Below are 14469 nucleotides of genomic sequence, written 5' to 3' on the forward strand. Positions count from 1 at the left end.
AGGGGTATCGGCCCCGGACCGGACGGCACGTCAGTTCTCGGATGGCGCCGGGTTCCGGGATTCCCCAGCATCCTTTCCATGCGTGCATTCCTTGCTTCCTCGATCGGCGTCGCGACGGCTGCCGCACTGGCCCTGCCGCTCGCGCTCCCCACTACGGCCCTGGCCACTCCGTCCGTGCTCACGGCGGAGGCCGCCCCCGTGACCCCCGCCGGGTCCACCCAGTCGCTGCCGCTGGTCCCCGTGGGACCCGCGGCGGACCGCTCCCCGGGCGTCCCCGGCATGAGTGCCTCGCCCCGGCTTCCCGAGGCCCGGGGCCTGGCCGCGCGCGAGGTCGAGACGTTCTCGCTCGTCGGCGTCGTCTGGGACGACGCCGGCGCCCAGCTCCAGGGCCGGGTCCAGGTCCGCACCCGCTCCGCGTCCACGGCGACCTGGTCCGACTGGCAGGACGTCGAAACCCACAACGGCGAACACGCCGCCGACCCCGGCACGAGCGAACGCGGCTCCGGCCGCGTCCGCGGCAGCACCGCCCCGCTGTGGGTCGGCGAGTCCGACGGCGTCGAGGTCCGCGTCCAGGCCGACCAGGCGGACCAGGGCGACAAGGGCGGCCGCACGGGCGGCGGCCGACTCCCCAAGGGCCTGCGGATCGAACTCGTCGACCCCGGCGACTCCGGCCAGGCCGCGGCGGACGGCAAGAACGGCACGTCCGAGCCGGCCGACGACAAGGGCGAGGCGGCCCTGCTGCCCGGCATGACGATGGAGATGACGGAGTCCTCCTCCGCCAACGTCCCGATGGCACCCCTGGGAGCCAACGAGATCGCCCCGCTCGACAAGGCCGACTCCACCGCCGACGCGATCCTCGCCGACGACACCCTCGCCGCCGCCAGCCCGTACATCGGCCCGCGCCCGCGGATCGTCACCCGCAAGGGCTGGGGCGCCGACGAGAGCCTGCGCGAGAAGGCGTTCGTCTACACGAACACGGTCAAGGCGGCCTTCGTCCACCACACCGCCTCCGGCAACAACTACGCCTGCAAGGACGCCCCGGCGGTGCTGCGCAGCCTGTACCGCTACCACGTGGTCAGCAGCGGCTGGCGGGACATCGGCTACAACTTCGCCGTCGACAAGTGCGGCACGGTGTACGAGGGCCGGGCGGGCGGTGTCGCCAAGCCGGTGCTCGGCGCGCACACCATGGGCTTCAACACGGACAGCATGGGAGTGGCGGTGATCGGCACCTTCTCCTCGACGGCCCCGCCGAAGCCGGCGGTCGACGCGGTGGCCCGCCTCACGGCCTGGAAGCTGGGCCTCTTCGGGGCGGACCCCCGCGCGAAGACCACGCTCCGCTCGGGCGGCGGCAACCTCTACGCGAAGGGCAGCAACGTCCGCCTGAACGTCATCTCGGGCCACCGCGACGGCTTCGCCACGGAATGCCCGGGCCGCCTCCTCTACGGCGCACTCCCCCCGACCCGCACGAGCTCGGCCAAACTCCAGGGCCGCCCGTAGCCTGTCCGGCTGCACCACCCCGAGCCGCCCCGCCCCCGCGGCTGAACAGACCGCCTCAATCGCCGGCGGGGCTGGATCCGCACCCACCACCACCACTCACCCCCGAACGGGAGTTCAGGCATGGCAGCAGCAGCCGCCGAGGACGAAGTCCTCCACCGCATCGACAACGGCGTCTCGTGGATCACCCTCAACCGGCCCGAGGCGATGAACGCCGTCACCTGGGACCAGCGCGAGCGCGTCATCGCCCTGCTCGCCGAGGCCTCCGCCGACCCCGCCGTGCGGGCCGTCGTGATCACCGCCACCGGCAAGGGCTTCTGCGCGGGCGCCGACCTGCGCGGCGCGCCCGCCACCGGCGAGAGGGTCGCCGGCGACGTCGCCCGCATGATCCGGCTCGGCGCGCAGCGCCTGATCACCGCCGTGCTCGACTGCGAGAAGCCGGTCATCGCCGCCGTCAACGGCACCGCCGCCGGGATCGGCGCGCACCTCGCGCTCGCCTGCGATCTGGTCATCGCCGCCGAACCGGCCCGTTTCATCGAGGTGTTCGTACGGCGCGGGCTGGTCCCGGACGGCGCCGGCGCGTACCTGCTGCCCCGCCTGGTCGGCCCGCAGAAGGCGAAGGAGCTGATGTTCTTCGGCGACGCCGTCCCGGCCGTCGAGGCCGAGCGCCTGGGCCTGGTCAACAAGGTGGTCGCGGCCGAGGAGCTGGAGGAGACCGCCCGGGCGTGGGCCGAGCGCCTCGCGCAGGGCCCCACCCGCGCCCTCGCGATGACGAAGCAGCTGGTCAACGCCTCCCTGGACAGCGACCGGGCGACCGCCCTCGCCGCCGAGGCCACCGCCCAGGAGCTGAACATGACCACCGCCGACGCCAACGAGGGAGTGGCGAGCTTCGTGGAGCGCCGTACGCCCAAGTACCTCGGCCGCTAAGACAGCACAGCACGGCACGGACCGGGCCGGGCCGGGCCGGGCCGGGCCGGGTGCGCCCGGCCCGCGCGGGTCACATCCGGGGGTCCGGCTTCAGGAGCGCGAACATCGCTCCCGCCGGGTCCGCGAGGAAGGCGATCCGGCCGACGTCCGGCACGTCCGCCGCCGGCATCAGCACCGAGCCGCCGCCCGCCGTGGTCGCGGCGGCGGTGGCGTCGACGTCCGCGACGTTGAAGTACGGCACCCAGCCCTTGGGCCCGTCGCCCTCGGAGGGGGCGACTCCGCCGAAGGAGCCGTCCTCCTGGTCCCCGTCGGCGATGCTCAGCACCCGGTACGTCATGCCGGGCGCCTCCATGTCGGCGGAGCGCCAGCCGAACAGACCGGCGTAGAAGGCGATGTCCGCGACCGGGTCCGGCACGTGCAGCTCCGCCCAGACCAGGGTGTTCTCGGCAGAGGCCAGCCCCAGCCCCGCGGTCTTCCCGGGCTGCCACAGCGCGAACTCCGCGCCCTGCGGGTCGGTGACCTGGGCCAGCCAGCCCTCCCCCATGACGTCCATGGGCTCCGTGCGCACCACTCCGCCGCCGGCCCTGACCCCGTCCACGGTGGCCTGGATGTCGGGGGTGTGGAAGTGCAGCATCCAGGCGGACTTGGCGCCCTTCTCGGTGAGCGGCCCGAGCGCGGCGACGGTCTTGCCGTCGACCTGGAAGAAGCCGTAGCCGCCCGCCTCGGGTCCGAGGGAGACGAAGTCCCAGCCGAAGACTCCGGTGTAGAAGGAGATGGCGGCGTCGGTGTCGGGGCTTCCGAGGTCGAGCCAGTTGGGCGATCCCTTGCGGAAATCGGTGCCGAGCATGAGGTCCTCCTGTGGTCCGTGGCGCAGTCCCTACGCGGTCCCCGACACGATGCCCAGCCGGTACGGGACCTGCGGGCCACGGGGCCCGGCGGTTCCCCGGGTTCACCCGTACGGCGTAAGGGGACTCCTGCCCCCCGTGGCGCCGCCGCCACCCGCCCCGCCTACTTCTTGTGCAGTACGCGCAGGTCGCCCGCGTCCGGGTCTCCGATCAGGACGAACAGCTCCGGCTCGCGCGCCGTCCCCGCCACGTCCCACCTCAGCTCCGTGCCCCGGGCCGTGCAGTCGGGCATCTCCAGGACCACACCCGCCCGCTGGAGGCGATCCTCCTCTTGGGGCGTCCAGGTCCCGTTCCCCGAGCAGACGGTCACCACCTCCGTGCCCTCGCCCGGCGTCCAGGTACTCACCGGCAGCCTCTTCGCGACCACCTCGCCCTGTGCGCCCAGTTCGAGGCGGATGCCGTCGCCCGCCCATTCGCCGATGTAGTCGGCGCGCTCCAGGACCGGCGGCTGGTAGGCCGGGGCGACGGCTCCGAGGTAGAAGGCGGCGATCGCTCCGGCCACGGCCGGCAGCACCGCCCACTTGCGCACCTTGGCCCTCGGCACCTGCCGCATCCGCGCGAACACCGCCACCCCCACGGGCAGCAGCCCGTAGGCCGCGAGCCAGAGCCAGGTGGCGGCGTACGAGGAATCGTTGAGGAGGGCGACCGGTGCCGCGTACACGGCCGCGAGCGCGCCCAGGACCGGCAGGGCCCACCAGGGTGCGGGGTACTTGCTGCGGACGCCCGCGGCGTTCGAGAGCTCCATCACCGGTGTGGTGAACAGGATGCTGTGCAGGTTTCCCAGCAGGACCACGACGAGGGGGCTGCCCACGACCATGACGGCCAGCCAGAAGAGGACGGCGATGCCGTGTCCGAAGCCCCGGCCGTAGGGCTCCTCGGACATGCCGGTGAGCTGCCAGTACAGCACCGCGCAGTAGAGCTGCGCTCCTCCCACGGTCTCCGCGCCGGGCGCGATGCCGCTCCAGGCCGGCTTCTGCGGCTGCTGCGCCGTGACCACGTGGTTCCACATGACGAACGCCCCCCTGGACGCATATTGAACACGTTCAATTGATGTGAACCCTACACCGCCCTTCCCATCTGACGCACCGTCAGGTTCAATCGGTCCTGTGATGGGACACGCAGGGATGGCGGCCACCGTCGTCCGATACCTCAGGTCAGTCGGCTCCCCCACCTCCGCCGCGGCGGAGCCCGGGGCCGAGCCCGTCGACGCTCCCCCACACTCCGTCCGGGGGTACCCCCTGCCGCGCCCCGATCTGCGGGCCGTCGGCGAGGACGAGCGCGCGCCCGTCAGCCCCGCCGAATTCCGGGCCGTACTGGGAAACTTCGCCAGCGGGGTCACGATCATCACCGCGCCCCCCGGCACGGACGGGGAGGGCCCGGCCGGCTTCGCCTGCCAGTCCTTCGCCTCGCTCTCCCTCGACCCGCCGCTGGTCACCTTCATGGTGGCCCGTACGTCGACCACCTGGCCCCGCATCGCGCGCGCCGGGGTGTTCTGCGTCAACATCCTCGGCGCCGACCAGGGCGCGCTGTGCCGGGCGTTCGCGGTCAGCGGCGCGGACAAGTTCGCCGGGGTGGACCACACACCCACCCCCGCCACCGGGTCGCCCCAGCTGAACGCGGTGCCCGCCTGGATCGACTGCCGGATCCACGCCGTGCACACCGGCGGGGACCACCTCATCGTCGTCGGCAAGGTCGAGGCCATGGGCGCGGCCGGCGAAGGGGACCCGCTCCTCTTCCACAAGGGCCGCTTCGGCCGCTTCGCCGACTGACCCCCCGCTGCCGGGTCGCGGCCTCGTACCGGGCGCGGCCGGGCCCGCCGGACAGACCGTGGACGGCGACCCGCCGGCCTCAGCCGGGTGCCCGGCTCCTTGGCATGCCCGGCTCCCCGGCGTGCCCGACTCCTTGGCGTGCCCGACTCCCTGGCGTGCCCGACTCCCTGGCGTGCCCGGCTCCGGTGGCGGCCCTCGGCTGGATCGTCAGGAACCGCTGACACGGACCCGTGGCCGGCCCCCGCGCCAGGTGCGCGGGGGCCGGCCACGGTTGCGGGGCGTACGGCCCGGTTCAGAACGTGAGCACGCCGCGCGCCACCCGCCCGTGGTGGGCGTCGTCCGCGGCCTTGGCGAAGTCCTCGATCGGGTAGAGCTCGGTCACCAGCTCGTCCAGCAGCAGCTTGCCCTGCCGGTAGAGCTCGGCGTAGAGCGCGATGTCGCGCTGCGGGCGCGAGGAGCCGTACCGGCAGCCCATGATCGTCTTGTCCAGGTACATGGACGAGACCTGGAAGGACGCCTCCTCCTTGAAGCCGGGCACGCCGAGCAGGACGGCCTGCCCGTGCCGGTCGAGGAGGTCGATCGCCTGGCGGATCAGCCTGACGTTGCCCACGCATTCGAAGGCGTGGTCCGCGCCGGACGGCAGGATGTCGCGGACGGCCGCCGAGGAGTCCGGGACCGCCGAGGCGTCGATGAAGTGCGTGGCGCCGAACTGCAGGGCCACCGCCTCCTTCGCCGGGTTCGCGTCCACCGCGACGATGGTCGTGGCGCCCGCGATCCGCGCGCCCTGCAGGACGTTGAGCCCGATGCCGCCCGTGCCGATGACCACGACCGTCTCGCCCCGGTCCACCTTCGCCCGGTTCAGTACGGCGCCCACACCCGTCAGGACCCCGCAGCCGATCAGCGCGGCCGAGGTCAGCGGAATGTCCTCGGGGATCTTCACCGCCTGGACGGCCTTGACGATGGTCCGCTCCGCGAAGGCGGAGTTGGAGGCGAACTGGTAGAGCGGCTGCCCGGCCCGCGAGAACGGCTGCCCCGGCATCCCGATCGCCTTGCGGCACATGGTCGGCCGGCCCCGGTCGCAGTCGGCGCACGCCCCGCAGTTGGCGAGCGTGGACAGCGCGACGTGGTCTCCGGGCACGACGTGCGTCACCCCGGAACCGACCGCCTCCACCACGCCCGCGCCCTCGTGGCCGAGGACCACCGGCGGCGGGAACGGGATCGTCCCGTCGATCACCGAGAGGTCGCTGTGGCACAGTCCGGCCGCCGCTATCGCGACCAGCACCTCCCCCGGCCCCGGGTCTCGGATCTCCAGATCGTCGACCACCTGGGCCTGCTTGCCGTCGAATACGACGCCTCTCACCTGGACTCCTTAGGCAGGCCGAGCACGCGCTCGGCGATGATGTTGCGCTGGATCTCGTCCGAGCCGCCGTAGATGGTGTCGGCGCGGGTGAACAGGAACAGCCGCTGCTCCTCGTCGAGTCCGAGTTCGTACGGGACCTCCCGCACCCAGTCCGCCGGCCCGGCGCTGGCCACCGCGCCCCGGACGGCGACGGCCAGTTCGCCCAGGCGCCGGTGCCAGCCGCCCCACAGCAGCTTGGCCACGCTCGGCGCGCCCGGGTCCCCGTCCGCGGAGCCCAGCGTCCGCAGCGCGTTCCACCGCATGGTGCGCAGTTCGGCCCACTGGCGTACGAGGCGTTCGCGCAGGACGGGGTCGCCCGCGCCGGCGGCCACGTACGCCCCGACCACGCGCTCCAGCTCCGCCGCGAAGCCGATCTGCTGGACGAGGGTGGACACTCCCCGTTCCAGGGCGAGCAGTCCCATGGCCACGGACCAGCCGTTGCCCTCGCCGCCGACGACCTCTTCGGCGACCGCGCCGTCGAAGAACACCTCGTTGAACTCGGAGGTCCCCGACATCTGCCGGATCGGCCGGACGTCGACCTTGCCCGGCTGGTCCATCCGTACGAGGAGGAAGGACAGCCCCCGGTGCCGCTTGGAGCCGGGCTCCGTGCGGGCCAGGACGAAGCACCAGTCGGCGTCCTGGGCCAGCGAGGTCCAGATCTTCTGCCCGGTGACGCGGTGGCGCCCGGACGCGCCCCGGCCGGGTTCCCGTACTGCGGCCGTACGGATTCCCGCGAGGTCGGAGCCGGCGTCCGGTTCGGAGTAGCCCTGGCACCACAGCTCCTCGCCCAGCGCGATCGCGGGGAGGAAGCGGGCCCGCTGCTCCGGGGAGCCGTAGGCGATGAGCGTCGGCGCGAGGAGGTTCTCGCCGATGTGGCCGACCCGGGCGGGGGCGCGTGCGGCCGCGTACTCCTCGGCCCACACCACCTGTCCGGTCAGGGAGAGCCGCCGGTTGCCGTACGCGCCGCCGGCCGGCCCGGGCCCACGGTCCGGGCCGGCCGCACGGTCCGGGCCGGCCCCGCCGTCGGCCGCCTGCCAGCCCTGGCCGATCCAGCCGCCGCGCCCCAGCTCGCGCTCCCAGGCGCGGCGGAGCTCGACGCCCTCGTGCTCGCTGCCGGGACCGCCGAGGCCGATGGCCTGCGCGTACGGTCCCGTGAGGTGCTCGGCGAGCCACGCCCGGGCGCGGCCGCGCAGCTCCTCGTCCTCCTCGCCGAAGCCGAAGTCCATGTCGGTGCCCCCCTTGGGTGCTGTCCTGTGTCCGGGTCCGGCCGTCGGGCCGGTCCCGCGCGCCTGCACGCCTGCACGCCTGCATGCCTGCATGCCCGCGCGCCGTGCCGGGCGGATCGCCCGGACCGGGCCTACGCGTTGGGGCGGTCCTTGGCGGCGGCCGCCTTGGCCATGGCTTCGAGCTGCGCGAGCATCGGCATCGGGTCGGTGCCGACCGTGCCGGGCAGGAAGTCGGCGATCTTCTCGGGGGTCCAGGAGCCCTCGGCGTAGCCTGCGCGCAGTTCGCGGGGCTGGGCCCAGACGGCGATCTTCGGGCCGGCGATCGTGTAGACCTGCCCGGTGATCTTCTCGCCGCCGACGGCGACGGCCCAGTCGGAGAGCAGGTAGGTGACCAGCGCCGCCACGTCCTCGGGCTCGCCGATCTCCTTGAGCTCCATCGGCACGTTGGCCGACATCCGGGTGCGCGCCACGGGCGCGATCGCGTTGGAGGTCACGCCGTACTTGGCCAGGCCCAGGGCGGCGGAGCGGACGAGGGAGATGATCCCGCCCTTGGCCGCGCTGTAGTTGGCCTGGGCCACCGAGCCCTGGTGGTTGCCGCTGGTGAAGCCGATGAGCGTGCCCGTGCCCTGCCGGCGCATGACGGCGGAGGCGGCGCGGAAGACGGTGAAGGTGCCCTTGAGGTGGGTGGCGATCACCGGGTCCCACTCCTCCTCGGACATGTTGAACAGCATCCGCTCGCGCAGGATGCCGGCGACGCAGACGACTCCGTCGATGCGCCCGTACTGGGCGAGCGCGGTGTCGATGATGCGCTGACCTCCCGCCATGGTCGAGATGTCGTCGGCGACGGCGACGGCTTCGCCGCCCGCCGCGATGATCTCCTTCACGACCGATTCGGCGATCTCGCTGGTGGGCTCGTTGCCCTCCATCCCCACGCCGTAGTCGTTGACGACGACCTTGGCGCCCTCGGCGGCCGCGGCGAGTGCCACGGCCCGTCCGATGCCCCGGCCGGCGCCCGTGACGGCGACGACTTTGCCTGCCAAGAAGTTCCCCATGCCCGGCCCCTTCCCGCGATTTCTGACGGACCGTTAGATTCTATGGGCAGTCAGATGTGCCAGCACAAGCCCCAGTTCGTTTCCGCCACGAGGAGCTGATGAGATCCATGGGCCTGCCCGCCGAGTTCCACGACATCGCCAAGCGCGTCAACAACTGGGGCCGCTGGGGCGCCGATGACGAGATCGGCACCCTGAACCTCATCACCGACGAGGTCGTGCGGGCCGCCGCCGCGGAGATCCGCACCGGACGCCGCATCCCGCTCGCCCTGCCGCTGAAGGAGGACGGCGTACAGGCCGGCATGATCCCCGGCCGGATCAACCCGCTGCACACGATGGTGCAGATCAACCAGGAGATCTTCGGCCCCGGCACGGTGGCCTGCAGCGACGACGCGGTGACCTTCGGCCTCCAGGCCGGAACCCACTGGGACGCGCTCACCCACGTCTCGCACTCGGGGAAGATCTACAACGGCCGCCCGGCCGGCACCATCACGGCGCACGGCCGCGCCGAGTTCAGCGGCATCGACAAGGCCGGGCACATCGTCTCGCGCGGCGTCCTGCTGGACGTGGCCCGCGCCAAGGGCCTGGACCGGCTCCCCGGCGGCCACGCGGTGACCCCGGGGGACCTGCAGGAGGCGGAGGAGTTCGGGGGCGTCACCGTCCGCGCGGGCGACATCGTGCTCGTGCGCACCGGACAGGTCCAGGTCTACCTGGCGGGCGACAAGCACGGCTACGGCTACCCGTCACCCGGCCTGTCCGTCCGCACCCCCGAGTGGTTCCACGCCCGGGACGTAGCGGCCGTCGCCAACGACACCCTGACCTTCGAGATCTTCCCGCCGGAGATCGACAACCTGTGGCTGCCGGTGCACGCGCTGGACCTGGTCGACATGGGCATGCACCAGGGCCAGAACTGGAACCTCGAAAAGTTGTCCACAGCCTGTGCAGAGGAAAACCGCTACGCCTTCCTGCTCTCCGCCATGCCGGAGCCCTTCGTCGGCGCGGTGGGCACCCCGGTGGCCCCGGTCGCCATCCTCTGACACCACCTCCGACGCCGCCCCCGACGCCCTCCTCTGACCGGGCGTCACACCCTCCCACCTGCACCGATACCGTTTCCACCGGCTCCTGCGCGCCGCTCTCGCGCAGGAGCTCACCCCTCATCGGGGAGGGCGAGCACCTCCCCGATGAGGGCGCGGAGCGCCTCGTCCTCGAGGAACGCCCGCTGGTCCCCGTACGTCGACAGGCGCCGGTCGGCCCCCTCCACCTGCCGCAACGCGGCGCGCGCCGGCGGGCTGAGCGTGCCGATGCGGGCCAGTCCGCGCAGCGCGTGGACGAGGGAGCCGTAGCCGTCGCCGCCGTCGGCCATCGGCAGGACGTACTCCTCCAGGACCGACGCGCTCGGCTCGGGCTCGCCCGTGATCGCCCACAGGGTGACCGCGGCCTGGATCCGGCACCAGTCCGGGCCGTTCTCCAGGGCGCATCGGACCCGGTCGGCGTACGGCGCGGCCGCGGGGCCGAAGCCGGCCAGCAGGTGGACCGGCCCGAAGTACGGGGCCGCGCCGGCCAGTACCTCGTCGCCGATCAGCCGCAGCGCCGGCGCGCTGTCGCCCCCCGTGCGCCACAGGGCCATTGCCACGTTCCGGCGCTTCATCGGGTTGGCGTGGACCGCCGCCGCGCGCAAGGCGTCCGCGGCGGACGCGGCGGACGGCCCCATCGCCGCGATCACGTCGGCGGCCGTGGCGGAGTGGCCCTCGCCCTCCAGCAGCGCCACGACCTCCGGCAGCGCCGGCAGCGCGTCCGGCCCCCACGCCTCCAGGACCCGCAGGAGCATGCCCGCCACCGCGCCGCTGCCGCGCCCGGCCTCGTAGCGCATCGACTCCCGGAGGGAGGGCAGCAGGACGTCCGCGTACGCCCGCAGCGGCGTCAGTACCTCGTCGATGTCCGGGAGCCGGGGATCGCCCCCGAACCAGCCGCGGCCGTACTCCTCCCGATAGGGCTCGTGGAGCCGCGCGACGAGCCCCGGGAGCGCGCGCGGGTCGCCGATCCGGGCCAGCGCCCAGCGGGCGTAGACGCCGACGGTCCCCTCGATGTAGTCGACGGTGTCCTCGCCCCGGTCGTCCACGAGTGCGGCGAGCCGGTCGGCGTACGGGGCCGCCGGCGGACCGAGCACCGCGAGGAGGTGCGCCGCCTTGAGCCGCACCGCGTCGTCCGGATCCCCCAACAGCCCGCCCGCCACGGGCAGCAGCACGGGCGCCACCGACGGCCGGAGCACCAGCAGCCGCCACGCCGCGTGCAGCGCGGCCCGGCACAGCGCGGCGTCCCCGCTGCGGCCCGCGCCGGCCGCCAGCCGGGCCGCGAACGAAGCGGCCGCTCCGGGGGCGTGGCCGAACAGGTCTGCCACTTGGCGGACGATGTCCTCGCGGGAGTGGGCGAACTCGACGCCCGGCACCCGCCAGGCCGCCTCGAACTCCGGCCCCGTGGCGGGGTCGGAGAGGATCTCCAGCAGCAGCTCCGAGTGGTGGAGCGGCACATCCGGGTCCAGGTGCGCCCAGGACCACACGGCCGCGACCTTCATGACCGGGCTGCCGTCCCGCAGTACGCCGGCCAGCACCGCCCGCACCCGCTCCACGGCCCGGAGCCCGGCTCCCGCGGCCCCGGTGACGCCCTCCGCGGACCCGGTGCCGTGCCCGGCCGCCCCGGTGGTGTCCCCGGCGCCGCCGCCGGGCGCAGCCGCCCCGGCCGCCGCCGCGGTCGCCAAGGCCTCGGCCGCCGCCGCCTCGCCCAGCGCGAGCAGCACCGGGAGGCGTACCGCCGGGTCCGTCTCGGCCGTCCACCGCTCCAGCAGGAGCTCGATCCCGTCCGCCAGGGGAAGGGCCTCCCGCCGCACCTCGGGGTCCGTGTCCGCGAGCAGCGCCCGGACCGCTCCCCGGTGGCGCAGCCACGCCTCGGGCCACTCCCCGGCGACCCGGGCCGGCTCGGCCCGCGCCGCCGTCCCGACCAGGATCACCAGCATCTCCAGGAGAGCGACCCGCTCCCCCACGCCCGGATCCCCGGCGAGCGCCATCACGAACGGCAGCGCGGCGGTCGCCGCGGGAGTCACCTCGCCGCTCCACAGGGCGAGGCAGTTGTCCAGCACGAACCGGTCGGCGTCCCTCGCACTCGCGCTCGCGTCCGCCCGCGCGAGCCGCCGCAGCGCGCGGGGAACCTTGCTGACCGGGTACTCCTCGGACGGCGACTCGAACCGTCCCCACGCCACCGCGTCCAGCGCATCCAGCGCGTCTGTCGACAAGCCCGTCATCCCCACCCCGTCACCCCGTGAACCCGCCACCCCCGGTGGGCCGTGCGCACACGCAGGCGCCCGCAGAACCCGCGATCCTTGGCGTCCGGCGCCAAATCGCTCACGACAAGGGTGATCACTGCTTGTCGAACCGTCAACGCATCGATCGAGGTCCACGTGCCGTTCCCGGAGGACAGTCAGCCGACGAAGCTGAACCACACAGCCTTCGAGCACTCCCCCTGCGCCGTCACCGCCCGGTCATCGGCATAGGCCCCAACGAGCATGAGCCCACGCCCGCATGTGTCCATCGTTCCAGCGTTGCCGCCAGGCGGCCGACGCTCGGGCTCGTTGTCGTATACGTAGACCGTTACTCGCTCACCGAGCAACGCCACCTCGACGACAATCTCCTGCGTATCCGTATGCCGATGCGCATTGGTCACGACCTCCGACGCGCACAGCCGCGCCCGCTCCGCAAGCTGCGGACGCCCGGCGCTACACAGGATCGAAACCACCCAGTCGCGGACAATCCTGGGCGTGTCCGCCCGGCTCGGCGCGAGCATCCGGTAGGTGAGCCCCGACTCGGGCGTTCGCCCCTCGGAGGCTAAGGCACTCGTATTCATCGCGATGATCTCCCAACGCAGACGATGCGGCACAGACCCAAGCCCGTGTCCCTGGCCGCCATCGTCACGATCAACGACGGTTCAGGCGGCTGCACTTCAGGCCGGTCGAAACGTAGGGCGCAACATTGGGACGGCGCAACAGTGGGACGGTCGGAACATCCGAACGAGTGGACCCGGGCCAGGCCGGGCGGCACACTCGTACCCGGAAGAGAGGGAGGGGTCATGCCGCCGAGGAGCTATCCGACCGCCCGTCAGAGGCGCTTGGGTGCGGAGCTGCGCAAGCTGCGCGAGAGGGCCGGCATGAACGGCGCCACCGCAGCCGCATACTTGGGTGGCGAGCGCGCCCAGATCAGCCACATCGAATCGGGCCGTTACGGAGTCAGCGACGAACGAGTCCGCCGCCTCGCCGCCCATTACTCAGCAACGGACAAGCACCTCGTCAACGCGCTCGCGAGCATGGCGGAGGAGCGCGGCAAGGGCTGGTGGGACGAGTACCGGGGCGTTCTCTCGCCAGGATTCCTCGACGTGGCCGAGCTCGAATTCCACGCCACGTACATCCGCGTGATCCAGATGCTTTACGTTCCCGGCCAGCTCCAAACCGACTCCTACGCCCGGAGTCTGATCCGTAGCGGCATGTCCGATCTCCCGGCAGCGGAGCTGAACACGCGCGTCGAGCACCGCACGAGGCGCCGGATCATCTTCGACCGCCCCCGTCCTACCCCTTTCGAGGCCTTCATCCACGAGGCAGCGCTTCGAATGAGGTACTGCGACGCGGAAACCATGCGGGAGCAGCTCAAGTTCCTGACCGAGGTGTCGCACTGGCCCTCGGTCACCGTCCGCATCATCCCCTTCGACCGGCAGATCACGGGCTCGGTGCATTCCGTGCTCTACGCAGGGGGCGCCATCCCGGCACTCGACACCGTCCAGATCGACAGCGCTTTCGACAGCGGCTTCCTGGACGCAGAGGCTCAGCTCGCCAAGTACCGAGGATTGCTCGAGTCCATCGATTCGATCTCACTCGGAACGGATGAGTCGAGAGAACACATTCACCGCATCGCTCAGGAAGTGTGAGTCAAGGCGCATGACCGACGGAATCAAGTGGCAGAAGTCCTCATTCTCGGGGCCGGACGACAATCAAAGCTGCGTCGAGCTGGCGCCTGTCGCAGGCGCGATCAAGATGCGGGAGAGCGACGCCCCGGACGTGATCGTCACCACGACGGTGGAGAAATTGCGCGCGTTCATCCTCGGAGTCAAGGCAGGCGAGTTCGACCACCTGATCTGATACCCCACAGACCCTCAGGCGCCCCTCATCTCCCCGGTGAGGGGCGTTCGGCATATGTCGGTACAACTTTGGGACGTCACACCATTGCGACGGCCGACGATGTAACGCCAACGTCGCTGTACGTCACCAAAAGTGAAGTGGTCCGCCGGATCACGCAGGCAGTAACACAGCTCTGCCCATTTTGAAGCCGGTTTGGCAGAGTTCGCGCCTCGCCCCCTCCTCAAGGCTCGTCACAACCCGGGGGGATCGCCAGGGACTCAGCAGCTGCCACGAAAGACGACCCGACAGGAGTCGAAGCATGCGAGGTCACGTCCCTTCCAACGAAATCACCGCCGAGGGCTACGCGCCGATCTACCACCAGACCAAGCAGCGCATGGCCGACGTTTTCGGGGCCCGCAGCGACAAGCACTGGCCCTCCGGCGAGGAGACCTGCTCCGACTGCTACAGCGTCACGCCGCCGGTCGGGTCCGCCGCGTAGCAAGAACCTCACGTCACAAGTCGAGCTGAGACCGGGTGTCTCACGC

General features: G+C 72.3%; 14 protein-coding genes. 7 read left to right on the forward strand and 7 right to left on the reverse strand.

Annotated elements, in window-relative coordinates; translation table 11 throughout:
- The first annotated feature begins 78 nt into the window (after positions 1 to 78).
- Positions 79 to 1497, forward strand: coding sequence for a peptidoglycan recognition protein (locus DRB89_RS09990; RefSeq protein WP_112452031.1), 1419 nt, complete (start codon positions 79 to 81; stop codon positions 1495 to 1497).
- Between the two features lie 120 nt (positions 1498 to 1617).
- Entirely contained in the window at positions 1618 to 2421 is an 804-nt protein-coding gene (locus DRB89_RS09995) for an enoyl-CoA hydratase-related protein (protein ID WP_112448891.1), read from the forward strand.
- 70 nt (positions 2422 to 2491) lie between these two features.
- On the opposite strand, the gene DRB89_RS10000 is transcribed toward DRB89_RS09995, so the two are convergent.
- Both DRB89_RS10000 and DRB89_RS10005 read right to left on the reverse strand, forming a co-directional pair.
- On the reverse strand, positions 2492 to 3268 hold the full coding sequence (locus tag DRB89_RS10000) for a VOC family protein (RefSeq protein WP_112448892.1): 777 nt from the start codon (positions 3266 to 3268) through the stop codon (positions 2492 to 2494).
- Between the two features lie 161 nt (positions 3269 to 3429).
- Positions 3430 to 4335, reverse strand: coding sequence for a hypothetical protein (locus DRB89_RS10005; RefSeq protein ID WP_112448893.1), 906 nt, complete (start codon positions 4333 to 4335; stop codon positions 3430 to 3432).
- Between the two features lie 115 nt (positions 4336 to 4450).
- Here DRB89_RS10005 and DRB89_RS10010 point away from each other — a divergent pair, with 115 nt between their 5' ends.
- The gene (locus tag DRB89_RS10010; RefSeq protein WP_112448894.1) at positions 4451 to 5095 is read left to right on the forward strand and encodes a flavin reductase family protein; all 645 of its coding nucleotides are present in this window, start codon (positions 4451 to 4453) and stop codon (positions 5093 to 5095) included.
- A 292-nt stretch (positions 5096 to 5387) separates the two neighbouring features.
- Here the strand turns inward: DRB89_RS10010 and DRB89_RS10015 are convergent, their stop codons facing one another.
- The 3 genes from DRB89_RS10015 to DRB89_RS10025 form a co-directional block, all read right to left on the reverse strand.
- Positions 5388 to 6455 (reverse strand): Zn-dependent alcohol dehydrogenase, encoded by a 1068-nt coding sequence (locus DRB89_RS10015; RefSeq protein ID WP_112448895.1) that lies wholly within the window; start codon positions 6453 to 6455, stop codon positions 5388 to 5390.
- Complete coding sequence (locus DRB89_RS10020) at positions 6452 to 7720, reverse strand: acyl-CoA dehydrogenase family protein (protein WP_112448896.1); 1269 nt, start codon at positions 7718 to 7720, stop codon at positions 6452 to 6454. The genes DRB89_RS10015 and DRB89_RS10020 overlap by 4 nt, the downstream gene beginning before the upstream one ends.
- Before the next feature lie 131 nt (positions 7721 to 7851).
- A complete protein-coding gene (locus tag DRB89_RS10025; RefSeq protein ID WP_112448897.1) occupies positions 7852 to 8772 on the reverse strand; it encodes an SDR family oxidoreductase in 921 nt (306 codons plus the stop codon).
- Between the two features lie 107 nt (positions 8773 to 8879).
- On the opposite strand from DRB89_RS10025, the gene DRB89_RS10030 reads away from it, so the two are divergent.
- Entirely contained in the window at positions 8880 to 9806 is a 927-nt protein-coding gene (locus DRB89_RS10030) for a cyclase family protein (RefSeq protein ID WP_112448898.1), read from the forward strand.
- A gap of 110 nt (positions 9807 to 9916) precedes the next feature.
- Here DRB89_RS10030 and DRB89_RS45930 read toward each other — a convergent pair whose 3' ends face one another.
- Both DRB89_RS45930 and DRB89_RS10040 read right to left on the reverse strand, forming a co-directional pair.
- A complete protein-coding gene (locus DRB89_RS45930; RefSeq protein WP_112448899.1) occupies positions 9917 to 12055 on the reverse strand; it encodes a hypothetical protein in 2139 nt (712 codons plus the stop codon).
- Positions 12056 to 12240: 185 nt separating this feature from the next.
- Positions 12241 to 12696 carry an ATP-binding protein gene (locus DRB89_RS10040; protein ID WP_112448900.1) on the reverse strand — a complete coding sequence of 152 codons (456 nt, stop codon included), beginning with the start codon at positions 12694 to 12696 and terminating at the stop codon, positions 12241 to 12243.
- Positions 12697 to 12885: 189 nt separating this feature from the next.
- Between DRB89_RS10040 and DRB89_RS10045 the strand changes: the two genes are divergently transcribed.
- From DRB89_RS10045 to DRB89_RS10055, 3 genes are all read left to right on the forward strand, one after another.
- Complete coding sequence (locus DRB89_RS10045; protein WP_112448901.1) at positions 12886 to 13734, forward strand: helix-turn-helix transcriptional regulator; 849 nt, start codon at positions 12886 to 12888, stop codon at positions 13732 to 13734.
- A gap of 10 nt (positions 13735 to 13744) precedes the next feature.
- A complete protein-coding gene (locus DRB89_RS10050) occupies positions 13745 to 13945 on the forward strand; it encodes a DUF397 domain-containing protein (protein ID WP_112448902.1) in 201 nt (66 codons plus the stop codon).
- A gap of 298 nt (positions 13946 to 14243) precedes the next feature.
- Positions 14244 to 14423, forward strand: coding sequence for a hypothetical protein (locus tag DRB89_RS10055; protein WP_112448903.1), 180 nt, complete (start codon positions 14244 to 14246; stop codon positions 14421 to 14423).
- Positions 14424 to 14469: the final 46 nt, after the last annotated feature.

The organism is Streptomyces sp. ICC4, assembly GCF_003287915.1.
In the GTDB taxonomy this organism is placed as follows: Bacteria; Actinomycetota; Actinomycetes; order Streptomycetales; family Streptomycetaceae; genus Streptomyces; species Streptomyces tritrimontium.

Coding starts and splice junctions, on each gene's coding strand:
- DRB89_RS09990 (WP_112452031.1), top strand. CDS start 79: ATGCGTGCATTCCTTGCTTCCTCGATCGGCGTCGCGACGGCTGCCGCA.
- DRB89_RS09995 (WP_112448891.1), top strand. CDS start 1,618: ATGGCAGCAGCAGCCGCCGAGGACGAAGTCCTCCACCGCATCGACAAC.
- DRB89_RS10000 (WP_112448892.1), bottom strand. CDS start 3,268: ATGCTCGGCACCGATTTCCGCAAGGGATCGCCCAACTGGCTCGACCTC.
- DRB89_RS10005 (WP_112448893.1), bottom strand. CDS start 4,335: ATGTGGAACCACGTGGTCACGGCGCAGCAGCCGCAGAAGCCGGCCTGG.
- DRB89_RS10010 (WP_112448894.1), top strand. CDS start 4,451: ATGGCGGCCACCGTCGTCCGATACCTCAGGTCAGTCGGCTCCCCCACC.
- DRB89_RS10020 (WP_112448896.1), bottom strand. CDS start 7,720: ATGGACTTCGGCTTCGGCGAGGAGGACGAGGAGCTGCGCGGCCGCGCC.
- DRB89_RS10025 (WP_112448897.1), bottom strand. CDS start 8,772: ATGGGGAACTTCTTGGCAGGCAAAGTCGTCGCCGTCACGGGCGCCGGC.
- DRB89_RS10030 (WP_112448898.1), top strand. CDS start 8,880: ATGGGCCTGCCCGCCGAGTTCCACGACATCGCCAAGCGCGTCAACAAC.
- DRB89_RS10045 (WP_112448901.1), top strand. CDS start 12,886: ATGCCGCCGAGGAGCTATCCGACCGCCCGTCAGAGGCGCTTGGGTGCG.
- DRB89_RS10050 (WP_112448902.1), top strand. CDS start 13,745: ATGACCGACGGAATCAAGTGGCAGAAGTCCTCATTCTCGGGGCCGGAC.
- DRB89_RS10055 (WP_112448903.1), top strand. CDS start 14,244: ATGCGAGGTCACGTCCCTTCCAACGAAATCACCGCCGAGGGCTACGCG.